The following is an 18,457-nucleotide window of genomic DNA, read 5'->3' as shown; positions in this document are numbered from 1 at the left end:
ATCAATCGGTTCCCTTCGGTTCCACGGTACCGGTTACTCCGCGGCGCCGTCGCGCACCCGGCGCAGCCGCGCAGCCCTGTAGAGCACTTGCGACAGCTCCTCGATCGAATAGGGCTTTTGCACGAGCTCGAAGCCGAGTCTGCCCTCCTGCGCGAGTGCCTCGCTGTAGCCGGTCGTCAGCACCACCGGCACGCCGATGCCGCGGTCGCCGATGGCATGCGCGAGGTCGAGCCCGGTCATCCCCGGCATCACCACGTCCGAGAACACGACGTCGAAACGGTCCGCGTCGACGACGAGCTCGGCAAGCGCGTCGGTCGCGTTGTCGACGAGCGTGATGCTGTAGCCAAGCTCGGTGAGGCCGTCGGCGGCGAAATTGGCCAGCTCGATATTGTCCTCGACCACCAGCACCGACATGCCGCTGCCGGCCAATGCCGGCGCGGTGTTCGGCGCCTGACGCTGCGGCAGCAGGTCCGGCGGCACGCGCGGCAGATAGAGCGTGAAGGTGCTGCCCTGGCCGACCTCGCTCATCACGGTCACCTCGCCGCCGGACTGCCGGGCAAAGCCGAACACCTGCGACAGGCCAAGACCAGTGCCGTGGCCGACCTGCTTGGTGGTGAAGAACGGCTCGAAGATGCGGCCGAGCCGTGCAGCGGGAATGCCGATCCCGGTATCGCTGACCGCGACGCTGACAAAGCCGTGGCTGCCGACGAGATGCGTCAGCGTGTCCGGAACGGTCGTCGCCACCTGCACAGCGAAGGTGATCCTGCCCTTGCCCTGCATGGCATCGCGCGCATTGGTCGCCATGTTGATCAGCGCGGTCTCGAACTGGCCGGCATCGGCATTGACGAGGCATGGCTCGGCCGGCAGCCGGATCGCGATCTCGATCGCCGAGCCGAGCAGCGTGGCGAGCATGTCGTGCAGCGATCGTATCCGCTCGCCGACGTCGAACACTTCCGGCTTCAAGGTCTGCCGCCGCGCAAAGGCGAGCAGCTGCGAGGTCAGCTTGGCCGCGCGCGCGACGGCGTCCGCGATGGCGGTGACATAGCGTTGCCGTCGCTCCTCGGTCAGCTGCGGCCGGTTCAACAGGTCGACCGAGGCGCGGATCACCGTCAGCAGATTGTTGAAGTCGTGGGCGACGCCGCCGGTGAGCTGACCGAGCGCCTCCAGGCGCTGGCTGTGCTTGAGCGCCTCCTCGGCCTCGCGCCGCGCGGCGGCTTCGGCCTGGAGATGCTGGGTGCGGCGGAACGCGAACGCCAGCAGCAGGAACAGCAGCGCGGTGGCGGGCACGCCGAACACCAGATGCTGGCCGATGGTGGCGTACCAGCGCGCGCGAATCGCCGAGGTCTCGAGGCCCGCGCTGACATAGATCGGATATTCGGCGACGCGCCGGTAGCCGATGCGGCGCTCGATCCCGTCCGACGCCCAGTCGATGGTCATGAGGCCATGGTCCGGGTGAGCTGCGATCTTCTGGCCGACCGGCCCGGTTGGATCGAGCCGGAGATCGCGGTCGAGCCGCGGAAAATGCGCCAGCACCGTGCCGTCGGTGCGCCCGATCGCGAAGAAGCTGCCGGGGTCGGAGCCGATCCGGGCGTAAAAGCTCTCGAAATATTCCGGCAGGACGGACGCCTGGATCACGCCGATGAAGCGGCCGTCGTCGGAGTCGCGGCGGCGGCTGACGCCGAAGAAGCGCGCGCCCTGATAGGGCGGACGCGGCGTCAGCGGCGTGCCGATGAAGGTGCCGATGCTGTGGTCGACATGGGCGAGGAAATAATCGCGGTCGGCAAAGCCCTGCTCCGGCGGCGGTGAGACGAGGCTGTTGACCAGCGACCGCCCGTCCGCATCGAAGATCCAGGCCGATTTCAGCTGCGGCAGCGAATCGGTCAGGCGCTTCAGGCGCTGGTGCAGCGCCGGCTCGCGTGCGCGGATCGCATCGTCGGGAAGGCCGCGCACGACCTCGTTGATCTCGGCGAGGCTGCGGTCGATGGTCTCGAACACCTTGAGCGCGTGTTCATGCGCGACGTCGAGCGTGCGCTCGATCTCGCGGTCGGCGATATCGTTGGTTGAGGTGTAGGAGATCGTAGAGGCGAAGACGAACAGCGCAATCGGGAGCGCCAGGGATGCAGCCATCATCCACTGCAGCAGTCTCAGCGAGTTGCGTTGCGCGCCCTGCACGGTCGCTCCCGGTCCCTGGCCGGAGAGCTTACTTGAATTTCCCGCCGGGAAGGAAGCGGCTTATGAATGGAACCTTTGGTTGTGTTCCAATGATTCGCCCGCGACACGGGTCGTGGCAAATTCTACTCAAACTGACGCCGATCGTAGAATGCCCCGGCCGCCGCGGCCGGGGTCGTAGCATAATCGAGGCCTAGATCTGGCGCTCGACCATCTTGAGCTTGAGCTCGGCGATGGCTTCCGCCGGGTTCAGGCCCTTCGGGCAGGCCTTGGCGCAGTTCATGATGGTGTGGCAGCGGTAGAGGCGGAACGGGTCCTCGAGATTGTCGAGCCGCTCGCCGGTCGCCTCGTCGCGGGAGTCCGAGACCCAGCGGTTGGCCTGGAGCAGCGCGGCGGGGCCGAGATAACGGTCGCTGTTCCACCAATAGCTCGGGCAGGAGGTCGAGCAGCAGGCGCACAGGATGCACTCGTAGAGGCCGTCGAGCTTCTCGCGGTCCTCGTGGCTCTGGCGCCATTCCTTCTGCGGCGTCGGCGAGGTCGTCTTCAGCCAGGGCTCGACCGAGGCGTACTGCGCGTAGAAATTGGTCAGATCGGGAACGAGGTCCTTCACCACGGGCTGGTGCGGCAGCGGGTTGATCTTGACCGCGCCGTCCTTGACGTCGTGCATCGAGCGGGTGCAGGCCAGCGTGTTCTGGCCGTCGATATTCATGGCGCAGGAGCCGCAGACGCCTTCGCGGCAGGAGCGACGGAAGGTCAGCGTCGGGTCGATATGGTTCTTGATCCAGATCAGCCCGTCCAGCACCATCGGACCGCAATCATGGGTGTCGACGTAATAGGTGTCGACGCTCGGATTCTTGCCGTCGTCGGGATTCCAGCGATAGACGCGGAACTCGCGCGTCTCGGTCGCCCCCGCGGGCTTCGGCCAGGTCTTGCCGCCAGTGATCTTGGAGTTCTTCGGAAGTGCGAATTCAACCATTAGTCCTGCCTCTGGTTTCTTTCGTCATGCGCGGGCTTGACCCGTGCCTCCATCGTTGAAGGATGGATTGCCGGGTCGAGCCCGGCAATGACAAGCAGCAAATCAATACACGCGCGCCTTCGGCGGGATGTACTGCACGTCGTTGGTCATGGTGTAGTCGTGAACGGGGCGGTACTCGATCTTGACCTTGCCGGAATCGTCGAGCCAGGCCAGCGTGTGCTTCATCCAGTTCTTGTCGTCGCGCGCGGAGAAGTCCTCGCGGGCATGCGCGCCGCGGCTCTCGGTGCGGTTGGCGGCGGAGTCCATCGTCACCACCGCCTGCGAGATCAGATTGTCGAACTCGAGCGTCTCGACGAGGTCCGAATTCCACACCAGCGAGCGGTCGGACACGGCGATGTCGGTGATGCCGCTGTGGACCTTCTCGATCAGGTTCTGGCCTTCGCTCAGCACGTCGCCGGTGCGGAACACCGCGCAATTGTTCTGCATCACGTGCTGCATGCCTTCGCGCAGCTTTGCAGTCGGCGTGCCGCCGGAGGCGTAGCGGTAGTGGTCGAGGCGGCCGAGCGCGAGCTCGGCGGAGTTCGCCGGCAGCTCCGGCTGCTTGGCATTGGGCGTGAGCTTCTCGGCGAGCCGCAGCGCGGCGGCGCGGCCGAACACCACGAGGTCGATCAGCGAGTTGGAGCCGAGGCGGTTGGCGCCGTGCACGGAGACGCAGGCCGCTTCGCCGATCGCCATCAGGCCGGGGATGATGGCGTTGTCGTCGCCGTCCTTCTTGGTCAGGACTTCGCCGTGATAATTGGTGGGGATGCCGCCCATGTTGTAGTGCACGGTCGGCACGATCGGGATCGGCTCGCGCGTCACGTCGACATTGGCGAAGATCTTTGCGGATTCGGAGATGCCCGGCAGGCGCTCGGCGAGCACCGCGGGATCGAGATGGTCGAGATGAAGGAAAATGTGGTCCTTCTTCTTGCCGACGCCGCGGCCTTCGCGGATCTCGATGGTCATCGCGCGCGAGACGACGTCGCGCGAGGCGAGGTCCTTCGCGGACGGCGCGTAGCGCTCCATGAAGCGCTCGCCTTCGGAGTTGACGAGATAGCCGCCTTCGCCGCGCGCGCCCTCGGTGACGAGACAGCCCGAGCCGTAGATGCCGGTCGGGTGGAACTGCACGAACTCCATGTCCTGCATCGGCAGGCCGGCGCGCAGCACCATGCCGCCGCCGTCACCGGTGCAGGTGTGCGCCGAGGTGCAGGAGGCGTAGGCGCGGCCGTAGCCGCCGGTCGCGAGGATCACGGTCTGGGCGCGGAAGCGGTGCAGCGTGCCGTCGTCGAGCTTGAGCGCGATGACGCCGCGGCAGGTGCCCTGATCGTCCATGATCAGGTCGATGGCGAAGAACTCGATGAAGAACTCGGCCGCGTGGCGCAGCGACTGGCCATACATCGTGTGCAGCATGGCGTGGCCGGTGCGGTCGGCGGCGGCGCAGGTGCGCTGCGCCTGGCTCTTGCCGAACTCGGTGGTCATGCCGCCGAACGGGCGCTGGTAGATCTTGCCGTCCTCGGTGCGCGAAAACGGCACGCCCCAATGCTCGAGCTCGTAGACCGCGTCGGGCGCGTTGCGCACCATGTATTCGATCGCGTCCTGGTCGCCGAGCCAGTCCGACCCCTTCACGGTGTCGTACATGTGCCAGCGCCAGTCGTCCTTGTGCATGTTGCCGAGCGAGGCGGAGATGCCGCCCTGCGCCGCGACAGTGTGCGAGCGGGTCGGGAAAACCTTGGTGATGCAGGCGGTGCGCAGACCGGCTTCGCTGCAGCCGACCACGGCGCGCAGGCCCGCGCCGCCGGCGCCGACCACGACGACGTCGTAGGTGTGATCTTCGATCGGATAGGCTTTGCCGTTGGTGGCGGGAGCGCCGTTGCCCTTGCCATTCGTCTCGTTGGCCATGGGTTACACTCCGGATGACAGTTGGAGAATCGCGTAGATCGAGGCGAGCGCGACCGCGATCGAGAAGAAATTGTTGAGCATGATCGCGGTGAGCTTCAGCTTCTCGTTATGGACGTAGTCCTCGATCACGACCTGCATGCCGATCTTCATGTGCCAGGCGCTGGCGATGATGAAGAGCACCATGATGATGGCGACCGGCAGCGAGCCGAGGATCTGCTTGGCGCCGGCCTGGTTGCGGCCGAGCAGCATCATGATGATCACCAGCACCGGGATCATCAGCAGCGTCATCGCCACCGCCGTGAGGCGCTGGCGCCAGAAGTCGGATGTGCCCGAATGCGCCGCGCCGAGATTGCGGACGCGGCCGAGCGGGGTACGCATGCTGCGCTTCGGCGTATCGGTCGCGCTCATCGTCCACCTCCGATCGCATAGGCGATGATCCAGATCAGCACCGTCAGGGCGATGCCGCCGATCGCTGCGCCCCAGGTCAGGGCCTCGCGCTCATTGGCCTTGAAGCCATAGCCGAGGTCCCAGACGAAGTGCCGGATACCGCTGAGCATATGGTGCATCAGCGCCCAAGTGTAACCGAACACGATCAGCCGGCCGATGATGCTGCCGGTAAAGGCCTGGACATGGGCATAGGCAGCGGGGCCGGAGGCCGCTGCGATCAGCCACCAGGCCAGCAGCAGGGTTCCGACATAGAGGGCAATACCGGTGGCGCGGTGGACGATGGACAGGGCCATCGTCAGCGTCCAGCGGTAGACTTGCATGTGTGGTGAAAGCGGTCGTTCGATCCGTGCGGTCATGGGCTTTGATGTTTTATGGCGGCCCAACAGGGCGCGCGCGGGGATCGCGAAGGGTCGGCTCTATTTACGGAGTCGATTTCGCCTGCGCAATCACCAAATCGCCATAAATCGAACGCCGGTTCAGCCCTAGAGCCTTGATGAAACAAGGCCAATCAGCGGCTTGGTATACCAGAGCCTCGGTCCGCCAGCGAAGAAAAGAATCTTGATTCATCAATTTCGAAAGCGCCGAGGCGCGTTGAAATTGCTATTGGAACACCTCTAAACGGACCATGCCGTCCAAACCGGACTGAGATCGGCCAAAGGCGTCGCCAGCCTCATTCACCCGGGCGCCGACCGCCGTCCTCACCATCCGATTTGATCCGGTCCGGATATGCGCAGCCTGCATTCCACCCCGCCGCGGAGATCACCGGCTGAGGGGATCGCTTCCGCGCCACCGCTCGACCAGGAAATCGATGAAGGCGCGAATCTTCGTCGAGCCTAGTCGCGACGGTTGATATAGCGCGTTCAGCGGCGCCGGCGCAGGCTCGTGCTCGCGCAGCAGACGTCGCAGGCGTCCTTCCACCAGCTGTTTCTCCACCTGCCATGACGGCACGCGGACGATGCCTGCTCCGTTCTCTGCGGCGACGGCGAGCGCATCGAGACTATTGACCCAGAGCCGTCCCGAGATGCGGATCCGCGCTCCGCTGTTCGCCTCGCGGCCGAACCGCCAGGTTGCAGCGCCCGGCGCATCCGAAAACACCAGACAATCATGCTGCGCCAGGTCGGCAGGCGTATGCGGTTCGCCGCGGCGTGCGAGGTAATCGGGCGAAGCGCAGTGAATCATCTGCACCTCCGCGAGCTTTCGCATCACCAGCTGCGAATCGGGCATGCGCCCGACGCGAAGCGCCAGGTGAACGTCCTCCTCGATCAGATCGACATTGCGATCGACCAGCAGCAAGTCCACTGAGAGCGATGGATAGGCGCGCAGGAAATCGCCGAGAAGCGGTGCGATCAGCAGGCGCCCCATCAATGCCGGCGCGCTCACGCGCAGTCGTCCCGACGGCTCGCGGCGATTGCCGGCCAGCCTCTCTTCGATCTCCTTGAGCTCGCCGAGGATCGATTTGGCGCGCTCGTAGAGCATGCGTCCATCTTCCGTGAGCGCGAGTTGTCGCGTCGTCCGCACCAGCAGGCGCGTGCCGAAATGCCGCTCGAGCGCAGAAATCTGGCGGCTCACCGAAGTCAGCGAGCTCGGCACCGATCGCGCCGCCGCTGACAGACTGCCGTGGTCCACGGCCCGCACGAAGGTCGCCAACGCCGCCAGTTGGTCCATGGTCATCCTTCCGTAATTCGCAAGGGAGCATGCCGGCTGGCAGAGATAGCGCTGAAAAACGGAAGGGTCTACGTTGCACTACCTCCAAGCAAGTCCAGGACCTACCATGCCCACCCATGTCAGCCTGACGTCCATCCCCCACCCGCGCACCGCGCGCGGCCTCAATGACGTCCTGCCGGGTGAACTGCTTCCGCTGCTTGCCTTCTCGCTGGCCGGCGTCGCCATCGACGGCCTTGCCGCGTTTGAGGCCTATAGTCGGCAAGGCCCGGGTTTCGCAGGTTTGCTTCTGGTCCTCTCCGCGCCCGTCCTCGCCGCAGCCGCAGCCTTCTGCGTCGCGCATCCGCGAGAGCTGCCGACGGATCGCCGCCGATGAGCGGCCTGGAGGTTTCTGACGTCGTCGAGCTCGCGCTACTGCTGATCGCAACCGGCGCGCTCTCGGGATTTCTGGCCGGTGTGTTCGGCATCGGCGGCGGCGCGATTCTCGTGCCGGTGTTCTACGAATGCTTCCGCATCGCCGGCGTGCCGCTGGAGGTGCGCATGCCGCTCTGCATCGGCACCTCGCTCGCGGTGATCATTCCAACCTCGATCCGCTCGTTCCAGGCGCATTACAAGCGCGGCGCAGTCGACATGTCGATCCTGCGCGTCTGGTGGCTTCCGATCGTGATCGGCGTTGTCTCCGGCAGCGTGATCGCGCGCTACGCGCCGGAAAAACTGTTCAAGATCGTGTTCGTTTGCGTCGCCTGGTCCGCGGCCGCGCGTCTCATCTTCGCGCGCGAAGGCTGGAAGTTCGGCGACGATCTGCCGAAGGGGCCGCTGATGCGCGTCTACGGCTTCTGCGTCGGCATCCTCTCGACGCTGATGGGCATCGGCGGCGGCCTGTTCTCGAACCTGCTGATGACCTTCTATAGCCGTCCGATCCACCAGGCCGTCGCGACCTCCTCGGCGCTCGCGGTGCTGATCTCGATCCCCGGCGCGCTCGGCTACATCTACGCCGGCTGGCCTGCGGCGGCGACCTATCCGGCCGTCGCAGCACTGCAAATCCCCTTCGCGCTCGGCTACGTCTCGCTGATCGGCGCCGTGCTGGTGATGCCGATGAGCCTCGTCACCGCGCCGCTCGGCGTGAGAGCCGCGCATGCGATGTCGAAGCGGACGCTGGAGGCCGCGTTCGGGTGTTACCTGTTTGTCGTCGGAAGCAGGTTTGTGATGAGCCTGGTGGGCGGGCAGTAGCCGCCACGCACTCCGTCATTGCGAGCGCAGCAATCCAGACGGCCAATTCCTCATTCTGAGGAACGCCGAACGCGCGTCTCGAAGGATGAAGGCCCGGGCGGTGGCCTCGCCCTTCGAGACGCGCGCAAGATGCGCGCTCCTCAGGGTGAGGGTCTAGAAGGGTGTCAAGGCCCCTCACTTCTTCGCGTAGATATCCTTGTACGTATCCCGCAGCACGTTCTTCTGCACCTTGCCCATCGTATTGCGCGGCAGCTCGTCGACGACGAAGACGCGCTTGGGCATCTTGAACTTTGCAAGGCGCCCGTCGAGTGCCTTCAGCACGGCGGCTTCGGTGACATCGGCGCCCTTGTTGCAGACCAGCACGGCGGTGACCCCTTCGCCGAAATCCGCATGCGGCACGCCGATCACGGCGGACTCGATCACGCCCGGCATGGCGTCGATCTCGCTCTCGATCTCCTTGGGGTAGACGTTGAAGCCGCCGGAGATGACGAGATCCTTGCCGCGGCCGAGGATGTGGATGTAGCCCTTGCCGTCGATCTTGCCGAGGTCGCCGGTGATGAAGAAGCCGTCGGGCCGGAACTCCGACTTGGTCTTCTCCGGCATGCGCCAATATCCCTTGAACACGTTCGGGCCCTTGACCTCGATCATGCCGATCTCCTCGCGCGGCAGCTCCTTGCCGGTCTCGGGCTCGGTCACGCGCACGGAGACGCCGGGCAGCGGAAAACCGACCGCGCCGGGCACGCGCTCGCCGTCATACGGGTTCGACGTGTTCATGTTGGTCTCGGTCATGCCGTAGCGCTCGAGCACGGCATGACCGGTGCGCGCCGACCATTCGCGATGGGTCTCGGCCAGCAGCGGCGCCGAGCCCGAGATGAACAGGCGCATGTGCTTGGTGGTCTCGCGCGACAGCGCGGGGTTCTGAAGCAGCCGCGTATAGAAGGTCGGCACGCCCATCAGCACCGTGGCCCGCGCCATCAGCTTGATGATGAGGTCCGGATCGAGCTTCGGCAGGAAGATCATCGACGCCCGGGCGAACAGCGTCACGTTGGTCGCCACGAACAGGCCGTGCGTATGATAGATCGGCAGCGCGTGGATCAGCACGTCCCTGTCGGTGAAGCGCCAGTAGCCGACGAGCGAGAGCGAGTTCGACGCGAGATTGTCGTGCGTCAGCATCGCGCCCTTGGAGCGGCCGGTAGTGCCCGAGGTGTAGAGGATCGCGGCGAGATCGTCGCCGGCCCGCGTCACCGTCGCAAATTCGCTGCTGGCCTTGTCGGCGGCGTCCGTCAGCGAGCCCTTGCCGTCGGGCCCCAGCGTCTCGACCCTGGCCTTCACCTTGGCGGCGATCGGGGCAAGGCCCTCGGCCTTGGAGGGATCGCAGACCACCAGCGACGGCTCGGCATCGCCGATGAAGTAATCGAGCTCGTTCAGCGTATAGGCGGTGTTGAGCGGCAGATAGACCGCACCGGCCCGGACAGTGCCGAGATACAGCACGATATTGGCGACGGACTTTTCCACCTGCACCGCGACGCGGTCGCCGGGCTTTACGCCGCGCGCGGCCAGCACGTTCGCCATCTGCCCGGCCCGCGCGATCAGATCGCCATAGCTGATATGGCCACCGTCCTGCGTCTCGATCGCGAGGCGTTTGGGGTCGTCGAGGCCGTCGAACAGGCGGGAAAACAGATTGGCGTTGGCTGCTTGGTTCATGCAAGATTTCCTCGACCGCAAGACTGACAAGGCCGGTCAAAACCGAGGGCTGGATTAGCAAAAACCGCCCCAATGAAGCAACGGAGACAGTTTGCATGACCAAAAACGGGAAACGCGTGGCCTGGGTCACGGGCGGCGGCAGTGGGATCGGGGAGGCCGGCGCCGAGGCGTTGGCTGCCGACGGCTGGATCGTCGTGGTTTCGGGCCGCCGCAGGGATGCCCTGGATACCGTGGTTGCCAAGATCACCAAGGCCGGCGGCGCGGCCGAGGCCATCGCGCTGGACGTGGCCAACGCGGAGCAGGCCCAGAAGGCGGCCGATCAGATCGTGGCAAAGCACGGCCGGATCGACCTGCTCGTCAACAATGCCGGCATCAATGTTCCCAAGCGCAGCTGGAAGGACATGGAACTGGAGGGCTGGGACAAGCTGGTCCAGGTCAATCTCAACGGCGTGCTCTATTGCATGCGGGCTGTGCTGCCGACGATGCGCAAGCAGCAGGACGGCTCGATCATCAACGTCTCGTCCTGGGCCGGCCGTCATGTCTCGAAGATGCCGGGCCCGGCCTACACCACGACGAAACATGCGGTGCTGGCACTGACCCACTCCTTCAACATGGACGAGTGCGTCAACGGCCTGCGCGCCTGCTGCCTGATGCCGGGCGAAGTGGCGACACCGATCCTGAAGCTGCGCCCGGTGGTGCCGAGCGAGGAGGAGCAGGCCAAGATGCTGCAGTCCGAGGATCTCGGCCGCACCATCGCGTTCATCGCCTCGATGCCGCCGCGCGTCTGCATCAACGAGCTGCTGATCAGCCCGACGCACAATCGCGGATTCATCCAGACGCCGCAGAGCAGGGATTGAGGCGGGCGTACTGCCGCAACGGGCACACTGCCGTAGGGTGGGCAAAGGCGCGAAGCGCCGTGCCCACCATCTCCCTCCATTTGCGTTTGGTGGGCACGCTGCGCTTTGCCCACCCTACGGCACCGTCCGGTTGGCGCGGCGCTCGCACACGAACACGCGCCCACATAGTTTCACGTATCACAAAGAATTTTTTCCCGAAACCGCTGCGCAAACCCTCCCGTAGTTCGGCCAACGACGGTGCTGCTGCTTCACGCAAAAAAGGTCGCAGCCACCGTTGTTGCCCCAACTCAACGCCGGCCATCGCCGGTCACCATTCAATCGGGAGACTTTCCATGTCGAAGCGTATTGCCTATCTCGCTGCCGCCGCCTTCAGCGCTCTCGCGATCACCGCGACCGTCGTTGCGCCTGTTCGTGCCGAGGAAAAGACCGTCATGGTCGGCGGTGCCGCGATGTTCCCGTCCAAGAACATCGTCCAGAACGCGGTCAATTCGAAGGACCACACCACGCTGGTCGCGGCCGTGAAGGCGGCCGGTCTGGTGCAGACGCTGGAAAGCAAGGGCCCGTTCACGGTGTTCGCGCCGACCAACGCCGCCTTCGGCAAGCTGCCGGCTGGCACCGTCGACAGTCTGGTCAAGCCCGAGAACAAGGCGACGCTGACCAAGATCCTCACCTACCACGTCGTGCCCGGCAAGCTCGAAGCCTCCGACCTCGTCGACGGCAAGAAGCTGAAGACCGCCGAAGGCGAGGAGCTGACGGTGAAGAAGATGGACGGCAAGACCTGGATCGTCGATGCCAAGGGCGGCACCTCGATGGTGACGATCTCCAACGTCAACCAGTCCAACGGCGTCATCCATGTGGTCGACACCGTGCTGATGCCGGCGACGTAACCCCGCGCAGCCCGGTTTCATCCCCCAAACCGGATGCGACGAAAACGGCGAGCCGGGGGCACCCGGCTCGCTTTATTGTGACCGGCATAGCCTGACGGTATCGATTCGATGCCGGACAGGGCGTAACGAAAGCCGACGCAGCGGCGTATATTCAGTGTCAGACGACGTTCAGGACGGAACCATCATGTCGAGCCTCACAGTCTCAGGCGAGCAGGTCAGCGCCACCCCGGCCAAGGTGATCCAGCCGGCCTGGGTTCGCGTCATGCACTGGATCAATGCGCTGGCCATGATCCTGATGATCCTGTCGGGCTGGCAGATCTACAACGCCTCGCCGCTGTTCGGCTTCAGCTTCCCGCGCGAATACACGCTCGGTGGTTGGCTCGGCGGCGGCCTGCTCTGGCATTTTGCCGCGATGTGGCTCTTGATGATCAACGGCCTTGCCTATCTCATCACCGGCTTGGCCACCGGGCGTTTCCGCAAGAAGCTGCTGCCGATCACGCCGTCGGGTGTGCTCCACGACGTCAGGGCCGCGCTGACCTTCAAGCTCGGTCATGACGACCTCACCGTCTACAATTACGTCCAGCGCCTCCTCTATGCCGGCATCATCGTGGTCGGCGTGCTGATCGTGCTGTCCGGCCTCGGCATGTGGAAGCCGGTGCAGCTCTATTACCTGGTGATGCTGTTCGGCGATTATCCGACCGCGCGCTATGTCCACTTCATCTGCATGGCCGCGATCTGCGCCTTCCTCGTCATTCACGTCCTGCTCGCGCTGCTGGTGCCGAAGAGCCTGCGCGCGATGATCATTGGCCGCTGATTAGGAGAATTATCATGGCCAAGCGTTCATTCCTGATCCCCGGCGTCGACAAGCGGCTGCTGATCAAGGACTCCATCAAGGCGATGCCGGATTTTACCCGTCGCCGCTTCATCGCTGGCGGCGCCAGCCTGGGGGCGCTGACGCTGCTCACCGGCTGTGACGTGGTGGACTCGTCTTCGGCCGAGACCATGCTGGCGAAGGTTTCGAAGTTCAACGACGCCGTGCAGTCCTTCATCTTCAATCCCGACGCGCTGGCGCCGACTTTCCCCGAGAGCGCGATCACGAAGCCGTTCCCGTTCAACGCCTATTACGATCTCGATGACGCGCCCGATATCGATGGCAAAGACTGGAAGCTCGAGGTGCGCGGCCTCGTCGACAACAAGAAGTCCTGGACGCTGGATGAGCTCTACAAGCTGCCGCAGGTCAACCAGATCACCCGCCACATCTGCGTCGAGGGCTGGAGCGCGATCGGCAGCTGGACCGGCACGCCCTTGCGCGACTTCCTCAAGCTGATCGGCGCAGACACGCGCGCGAAATATGTCTGGTTCCAGTGCGCCGACAAGGACGGCTACAACTCGCCGCTGGACATGCGCAGCGCGCTGCATCCGCAGACCCAGATGACGTTCAAATACGCGAACGAGATTTTGCCGCGCGCCTATGGTTTTCCGATGAAGATCCGCGTGCCGACGAAGCTCGGCTTCAAGAATCCGAAATACGTGGTCTCGATGGAAGTCACCAACGACTACAAGGGCGGCTATTGGGAAGACCAGGGGTATAATTCGTTTAGTGGGAGCTGAGGCAGCGAGTAGCGAATGGGGAGTGGCGAGTCGTAAACGCGCTCGCGGCTCACAATTCGCCACTCGCTACTCGCCATTCGCCGCTTTCGGCCCCACCTTGCGCTGGCACAGCGCCGCCACCGCTCCCAAGGCCAGCAGCGCCGCCGACACATTGAGCGCGTAGCTCAAGCTTCCCAGTGCATCCGTGATGGCGCCGACCACGATCGGGCCCAGCGTCTGGCCGACGCCGAACGAGATCGTCATCGCCGCGATCGCGGTCGGCCACGTCTGCGGCGGATAGTTGAAGCGGACGAAGGCGGTGGTCGAGCCGACCACGGCGAAGAAGGCGACGCCGAACACCACCGCCGAAATCGCAAGCCATGTCGGGGAATGCCCGAGCATCGGCAAGCCGGCGCCGATCGCGTTGGTGCCGAGGATGATCGCGGTGGCAAGCCCGCCGCGATCGAGCGCGAGCACGCCGCGCCAGGCCCATGGCGTGACGAAGGCGCTAAGACCGATCAGGCCCCAGAACGCGGCTTGTGCCGCCGCCCCGCCGCCGCCGTCGCGCACATAGGCGATCATGAAGGTCATGTAGGCGATGTAGCCGGCGCCGAACAGGAAATATGCAGCGAGATAGATCAGCACGGGCAGAATCGCGAAGGCGGCGTGGCTGCCTGCGGAGAAGCGCGCGCCGGTTTCGATGCGGGTCAGGAACAGCGGCACGGTCATCGCCGCCGAGAGCAGCGTCAGCGCCCACCATACGATCCACCACGAGCCCGGCCCGAAATATTGCAGCGTGAACGGGGCGATCAGCCCCGAGGAGAGGATGCCGATGCCGGGCCCGGCATAGAACAGGCTGAGCAGGAAATTGGCCCGCTCCGGGTGCGACTGCGCGATGGTCGCGGCGAGCGCGCCGCCAGCGACGAAGCCGGCCGCGGCGCCGAGGCCCAGCACGAGGCGGGCGAGGCTCAGCGCGACGAAATTGCCCGTCAGCGCGCAGGTCGCGAGTGCGGCGACGCAGGCCAGGGTCCCGCCGCGGATCGCTGCCGCCCAGCCGACCCGCTGGATCAGCCGCGACGCGGCCAGCGCGCCCACGAGGTAGCCGACGGCGTTGATGGTGTTCATGAAACCGGCCGCCGAGTAGGACCAGCCAAGGTCCTCGCGCATGTCGGGCAGCACCAGCGCATAGGCAAAGCGGCCGATGCCGAGCCCGACCGTCGCCGCCAGCGACAGGGTCAGGATCAGTCGCGCGGGGTGCGTGTCGGGTCGGGGGCGGTCAGGCGCGTGCAAGGGGTTCTCCGGCCCGTGTAGTGTGGCAGGCCCGGTGCGCCTTGCACAGCCGCGGTGCGGCAATGGTGTCTTGCCAAGCGCGCAACGCCGCTCTAGCACTCCGGCCGACCTGTCATTCCGGGGCGCGCCATTTGGCGCGAGCCCGGAATCCATAACCACGATCGGGAGGATGGATTCCGGGCCCGCGCCTAAGAGGGCGCGTCCCGGAATGACAAGAGAGGATCGAGAAGGAAACGACCATGGCGACCCACAAATTGCTGCTGCTCCCCGGCGACGGTATCGGCCCCGAGGTGATGGGCGAGGTGAAGCGGCTGATCGATTGGCTCAATTCGGCCGGGATCGCCAAGTTCGAGACCGACACCGGCCTCGTCGGCGGCTCGGCCTATGACGCCCACAAGGTGTCGATCTCCGAGGGCGACATGGCCAAGGCGCTGGCCGCCGACGCCATCATCTTCGGCGCGGTCGGCGGCCCCAAGTGGGACGCGGTTCCCTACGAGGTGCGTCCCGAAGCCGGCCTGCTCCGCCTTCGCAAGGACCTCGCTTTGTTCGCCAACCTGCGCCCGGCGGTGTGCTATCCGGCGCTGGCCGATGCCTCCAGCCTGAAGCGCGAGGCGGTCGAAGGGCTCGACATCGTCATCGTGCGCGAGCTCACCGGCGGCGTCTATTTCGGCGAGCCCAAGACCATCACCGATCTCGGCAACGGCCAGAAGCGCGCCGTCGATACCCAGGTCTACGACACCTATGAGATCGAGCGCATTGGCCGCGTCGCCTTCGAGCTTGCCAGGAAGCGCAAGAACAAGGTGACGTCGATGGAGAAGCGCAACGTCATGAAGTCGGGCGTGCTCTGGAACGAGGTCATGACCCAGGTCCACAAGCGCGAATATCCCGACGTCACGCTCGAGCATCAGCTCGCCGATTCCGGCGGCATGATGCTGGTAAAGGCGCCGAAGCAGTTCGACGTCATCGTGACAGACAATCTGTTCGGCGACATGCTGTCCGACATCGCGGCGATGCTGACCGGCTCGCTCGGCATGCTGCCCTCGGCCTCGCTCGGCGAGGTCGACGTCAAGAGCAAGAAGCGCAAGGCGCTGTACGAGCCGGTGCACGGTTCGGCCCCCGACATCGCCGGCAAGGGCCTCGCGAATCCCATCGCGATGATCTCGTCCTTTGGCATGGCGCTGCGCTATTCCTTCGACATGGGCGAGCTCGCCGACAAGGTCGACGCCGCGATCGCCGCGGTGCTCGCCAGTGGCCTCCGCACCGCCGACATCAAGTCGGAAGGCACCACGGCCGCCTCGACCACGCAGATGGGCGAAGCGATTTTGAAGGAATTGCAGAAGCTGCACGCGTAAGGCGGGCACCGCACTCGTAGGGTGGGCAAAGCGAAGCGTGCCCACCAATCGATTGCGATTAGAGAGAGATGGTGGGCACGGCGCTTTGCGCCTTTGCCCGCCCTACGGCACCTGCTCCCGGAGTTACCTCATGGATGCACCCCGCCCCAAGATCGCGGAAACAATCATCCATGAAACCGTGCGCCAGCGCGAGGCGCAGATCGGGCGGCGCTGCGAGATCCTCGCCAATACGCGCATCGAATATGCCTCGCTCGGCGACTACTCCTATCTCGGCGAGAATTGCGAGGTTGCCGACGCCGCGATCGGAAAATTCACCGCCATCGCCAATTCGGTGCGGATCGGTGCGCCCAATCATCCGATGGGCCGGCCGTCCCAGCATCGCTTCACCTATGTCCCCGAATATTACGAGGCGGGCGCGACGCGTGACCGCGACTTCTTCGCGGACCGCCGCGGCGACCGGGTGATCGTCGGCAATGATGTCTGGATCGGTCACGCCGCCATCCTGCTGCCAGGTGTCACGGTCGGCGACGGCGCGGTGATCGCCGCAGGCGCGGTCGTCAGCCGCGATGTCGCGCCCTACACGATCGTCGGCGGCGTTCCCGCGCGCCCCATCCGCAAGCGTTTTTCCGATTCCGTCGCGGAGAGCCTGCGCCGCATCGCATGGTGGGATTGGCCGGATGAGCTGATCTTCCAGCGTCTCGGCGATTTCCGCTCCGAGGCGATCGAGGAATTTTGTAGGCGGTACGATCCGGCAGCGAACGCGTGAGGCGCACGCATCTCACCCAAGCAACAGGAATCGTAGGGTGGGCAAAGCGAAGCGTGCCCACGCATTTTTGCGACCGGAGAGAGGTCGTGGGCACGGCGCAAGAGCGCCTTTGCCCACCCTACGGCACCTCGCAAAAGCAAAAAGGCCGGGCGTGAGCCCGGCCTTTTGATTCGGTCCTGACGTCCGCTCAGTACAGCGGGAAATTCCGCGGATAGCCGCCGACATCGGCCGGCGTCGAGAGCGGCTGGCGATCGATCGGACGGTTGTTGTTCTCGCGTGCGAAGGTCGGATAGCCGATCTCCGGCGGGAAGGCGTAGTCGCTGAACTTGCGGTCGCCCGGATTGACCTCGGTGCCGCCGTCGAGCCAGGAGCGCTTGCTCACATAGATGCGGGTGCGGCCCTGCTGATAGACCGCGTTCGGGCCGCTCGGGCCGTAAACCGGGCGGCCGCGCTCGTCATAGCGCTTGGTCTTGGTGTCGGCCGCAGCCGGCGTCGCGAAGGCCGCGGCAATGACGGCGCCTGCCGCTAGCCAGGTCGCCAATTTGGTTGCCGCAGAGAATTTCGAGCTCATCACGTCCCCTTCAGGCGGCAGGCCGCCAGTCGATTTCGCCCCATACTAGCCCGGCCGGGGTGGCTGCAACTAGGTCTATTGGGTCACACCAGCGGTGAATAATCGTGCGGGCCGGCAAAAGTTGCATCAATACCAGCCACTTGGACTTGATGCCGATCAGAGCGCCCCGCGCAATTGCGCGTTGGCCGCGCCCAGCAGCCAGTCGGAGGCAGCAGCGCCATCGCAGGCGCGGCGCTTCAGCTCGGCATGGGCGAAGAATTCCGCCAGCTTCGGCTCGTTGCCCGAAGCCAGCAGCGTCAGCCGGTTCAGCAGGCAGGCGACCGCCGCGCGCCGGGCGGGCAGCGTGTCGCCCTGGCAGGAGAAGCCGGAGATCTGCAGCGCCGGCTCCTCGTTGCGCTTGAGGTAGCCGAGGCAGGACGGCGCCGCCTTGTCCGTGCCGACCGGCCGGAACAGAGCCACGGGGCCGAATTTGGTGTCGATCAGGCCGGCCTGCTCGAGCGGGGTCGTCGAGCCCAGGCCCAGCTGGGCGGCCAGATTGGCCGCTAGGTCCGCCGTCGCCGGACGGGTCACGTCGAATTCGCCGCCTTCCCGGTAGATCTCGAGCTCGGCCACAGGCTTGTCCGCCTCGCCGGCCCAGCGCATCACGTCCCTGCGGCCGCCCTCGGGATGCCTGAAGATGGTGTAAGAGGCTGTTTTTTCTGATGAATCCAGCCGGCTGACGGCGAAGGCCGGATGCGAGCGGTCGGCCACGCTCCAGCCGGACCTTGCGGCCGGCTCATCGTCCCGCATGTCAGGCAGCTGGTTGAGGGCCGCCAGCGCCAGGATGGCAAACAGGGCGAGCGCCCCCACATAGGCAAACAGGCGCGCGAGCGTGCCGACCACCTCGTCGGCGAAGGCTGCAAGCGCCAGATAGAGCTGGGTAGGAGTTTCGGCCGTCCTGGCCTCAGGCGATTGCATCCACGGCCTTCAGGCATGGTCCAACGTTGTCTTGGGGCCGGTTCTCGCATAGAAGCGCTGC

General features: G+C 65.3%; 18 protein-coding genes. 8 read left to right on the top strand and 10 right to left on the bottom strand.

Translation table 11 applies throughout. The annotated features are described in order from the left end of the window. Positions 1-33: 33 nt before the first annotated feature. From BRAGE_RS0138130 to BRAGE_RS0138100, 6 genes are all read right to left on the bottom strand, one after another. Positions 34-2,172 (bottom strand): hybrid sensor histidine kinase/response regulator, encoded by a 2,139-nt coding sequence (locus BRAGE_RS0138130; protein WP_027561803.1) that lies wholly within the window; start codon positions 2,170-2,172, stop codon positions 34-36. A 190-nt stretch (positions 2,173-2,362) separates the two neighbouring features. Further along, positions 2,363-3,145, bottom strand: a complete 783-nt coding sequence (locus BRAGE_RS0138125) for a succinate dehydrogenase iron-sulfur subunit (RefSeq protein ID WP_027561804.1) — start codon at positions 3,143-3,145, stop codon at positions 2,363-2,365. Positions 3,146-3,247: 102 nt separating this feature from the next. After that, positions 3,248-5,083, bottom strand: a complete 1,836-nt coding sequence (sdhA, locus tag BRAGE_RS0138120) for a succinate dehydrogenase flavoprotein subunit (RefSeq protein ID WP_027561805.1) — start codon at positions 5,081-5,083, stop codon at positions 3,248-3,250. Positions 5,084-5,086: 3 nt separating this feature from the next. Then, complete coding sequence (gene sdhD, locus BRAGE_RS0138115; protein WP_027561806.1) at positions 5,087-5,491, bottom strand: succinate dehydrogenase, hydrophobic membrane anchor protein; 405 nt, start codon at positions 5,489-5,491, stop codon at positions 5,087-5,089. Further along, positions 5,488-5,886, bottom strand: coding sequence for a succinate dehydrogenase, cytochrome b556 subunit (gene sdhC, locus BRAGE_RS0138110; protein WP_027561807.1), 399 nt, complete (start codon positions 5,884-5,886; stop codon positions 5,488-5,490). The genes sdhD and sdhC overlap by 4 nt, the downstream gene beginning before the upstream one ends. Positions 5,887-6,289: 403 nt before the next feature. Next, positions 6,290-7,195, bottom strand: coding sequence for a LysR family transcriptional regulator (locus tag BRAGE_RS0138100; RefSeq protein ID WP_027561808.1), 906 nt, complete (start codon positions 7,193-7,195; stop codon positions 6,290-6,292). Positions 7,196-7,301: 106 nt separating this feature from the next. Between BRAGE_RS0138100 and BRAGE_RS0138095 the strand changes: the two genes are divergently transcribed. Together BRAGE_RS0138095 and BRAGE_RS0138090 are read left to right on the top strand one after the other, a co-directional pair. Continuing rightward, complete coding sequence (locus BRAGE_RS0138095) at positions 7,302-7,568, top strand: hypothetical protein (protein WP_027561809.1); 267 nt, start codon at positions 7,302-7,304, stop codon at positions 7,566-7,568. Continuing rightward, positions 7,565-8,422, top strand: a complete 858-nt coding sequence (locus tag BRAGE_RS0138090; RefSeq protein WP_027561810.1) for a sulfite exporter TauE/SafE family protein — start codon at positions 7,565-7,567, stop codon at positions 8,420-8,422. The genes BRAGE_RS0138095 and BRAGE_RS0138090 overlap by 4 nt, the downstream gene beginning before the upstream one ends. A 174-nt stretch (positions 8,423-8,596) precedes the next feature. Here BRAGE_RS0138090 and BRAGE_RS0138085 read toward each other — a convergent pair whose 3' ends face one another. After that, entirely contained in the window at positions 8,597-10,126 is a 1,530-nt protein-coding gene (locus tag BRAGE_RS0138085) for a malonate--CoA ligase (protein WP_027561811.1), read from the bottom strand. A 95-nt stretch (positions 10,127-10,221) separates the two neighbouring features. Between BRAGE_RS0138085 and BRAGE_RS0138080 the strand changes: the two genes are divergently transcribed. The 4 genes from BRAGE_RS0138080 (at position 10,222) to BRAGE_RS0138065 (ending at position 13,481) form a co-directional block, all read left to right on the top strand. Continuing rightward, positions 10,222-10,983, top strand: a complete 762-nt coding sequence (locus BRAGE_RS0138080; protein WP_027561812.1) for an SDR family oxidoreductase — start codon at positions 10,222-10,224, stop codon at positions 10,981-10,983. 332 nt (positions 10,984-11,315) lie between these two features. Next, on the top strand, positions 11,316-11,870 hold the full coding sequence (locus BRAGE_RS0138075) for a fasciclin domain-containing protein (RefSeq protein ID WP_027561813.1): 555 nt from the start codon (positions 11,316-11,318) through the stop codon (positions 11,868-11,870). Between the two features lie 184 nt (positions 11,871-12,054). Next, a complete protein-coding gene (locus tag BRAGE_RS0138070) occupies positions 12,055-12,684 on the top strand; it encodes a cytochrome b/b6 domain-containing protein (RefSeq protein ID WP_027561814.1) in 630 nt (209 codons plus the stop codon). A gap of 14 nt (positions 12,685-12,698) precedes the next feature. Beyond that, positions 12,699-13,481, top strand: coding sequence for a molybdopterin-binding protein (locus BRAGE_RS0138065; RefSeq protein ID WP_027561815.1), 783 nt, complete (start codon positions 12,699-12,701; stop codon positions 13,479-13,481). 66 nt (positions 13,482-13,547) lie between these two features. Here the strand turns inward: BRAGE_RS0138065 and BRAGE_RS0138060 are convergent, their stop codons facing one another. Beyond that, positions 13,548-14,750: a YbfB/YjiJ family MFS transporter gene (locus tag BRAGE_RS0138060; RefSeq protein WP_027561816.1), complete on the bottom strand. Its 1,203-nt coding sequence runs from the start codon at positions 14,748-14,750 to the stop codon at positions 13,548-13,550. Between the two features lie 239 nt (positions 14,751-14,989). Here BRAGE_RS0138060 and leuB point away from each other — a divergent pair, with 239 nt between their 5' ends. Together leuB and BRAGE_RS0138050 are read left to right on the top strand one after the other, a co-directional pair. Beyond that, on the top strand, positions 14,990-16,102 hold the full coding sequence (leuB, locus tag BRAGE_RS0138055) for a 3-isopropylmalate dehydrogenase (RefSeq protein WP_027561817.1): 1,113 nt from the start codon (positions 14,990-14,992) through the stop codon (positions 16,100-16,102). A gap of 130 nt (positions 16,103-16,232) precedes the next feature. After that, a complete protein-coding gene (locus BRAGE_RS0138050) occupies positions 16,233-16,868 on the top strand; it encodes a DapH/DapD/GlmU-related protein (RefSeq protein ID WP_027561818.1) in 636 nt (211 codons plus the stop codon). 187 nt (positions 16,869-17,055) lie between these two features. Here the strand turns inward: BRAGE_RS0138050 and BRAGE_RS0138045 are convergent, their stop codons facing one another. Beyond that, positions 17,056-17,439 (bottom strand): hypothetical protein, encoded by a 384-nt coding sequence (locus BRAGE_RS0138045; RefSeq protein WP_027561819.1) that lies wholly within the window; start codon positions 17,437-17,439, stop codon positions 17,056-17,058. Positions 17,440-17,595: 156 nt separating this feature from the next. Continuing rightward, on the bottom strand, positions 17,596-18,396 hold the full coding sequence (locus BRAGE_RS0138040; protein WP_027561820.1) for a hypothetical protein: 801 nt from the start codon (positions 18,394-18,396) through the stop codon (positions 17,596-17,598). Between the last annotated feature and the right edge of the window lie 61 nt (positions 18,397-18,457).

The sequence above is a fragment of the Bradyrhizobium genosp. SA-4 str. CB756 genome, from assembly GCF_000473125.1.
In the GTDB taxonomy this organism is placed as follows: domain Bacteria; phylum Pseudomonadota; class Alphaproteobacteria; order Rhizobiales; family Xanthobacteraceae; genus Bradyrhizobium; species Bradyrhizobium arachidis.
The sequence above is the reverse complement of the archived record's forward strand: the minus strand, read 5'-3'. Positions and strand labels throughout refer to the sequence as shown.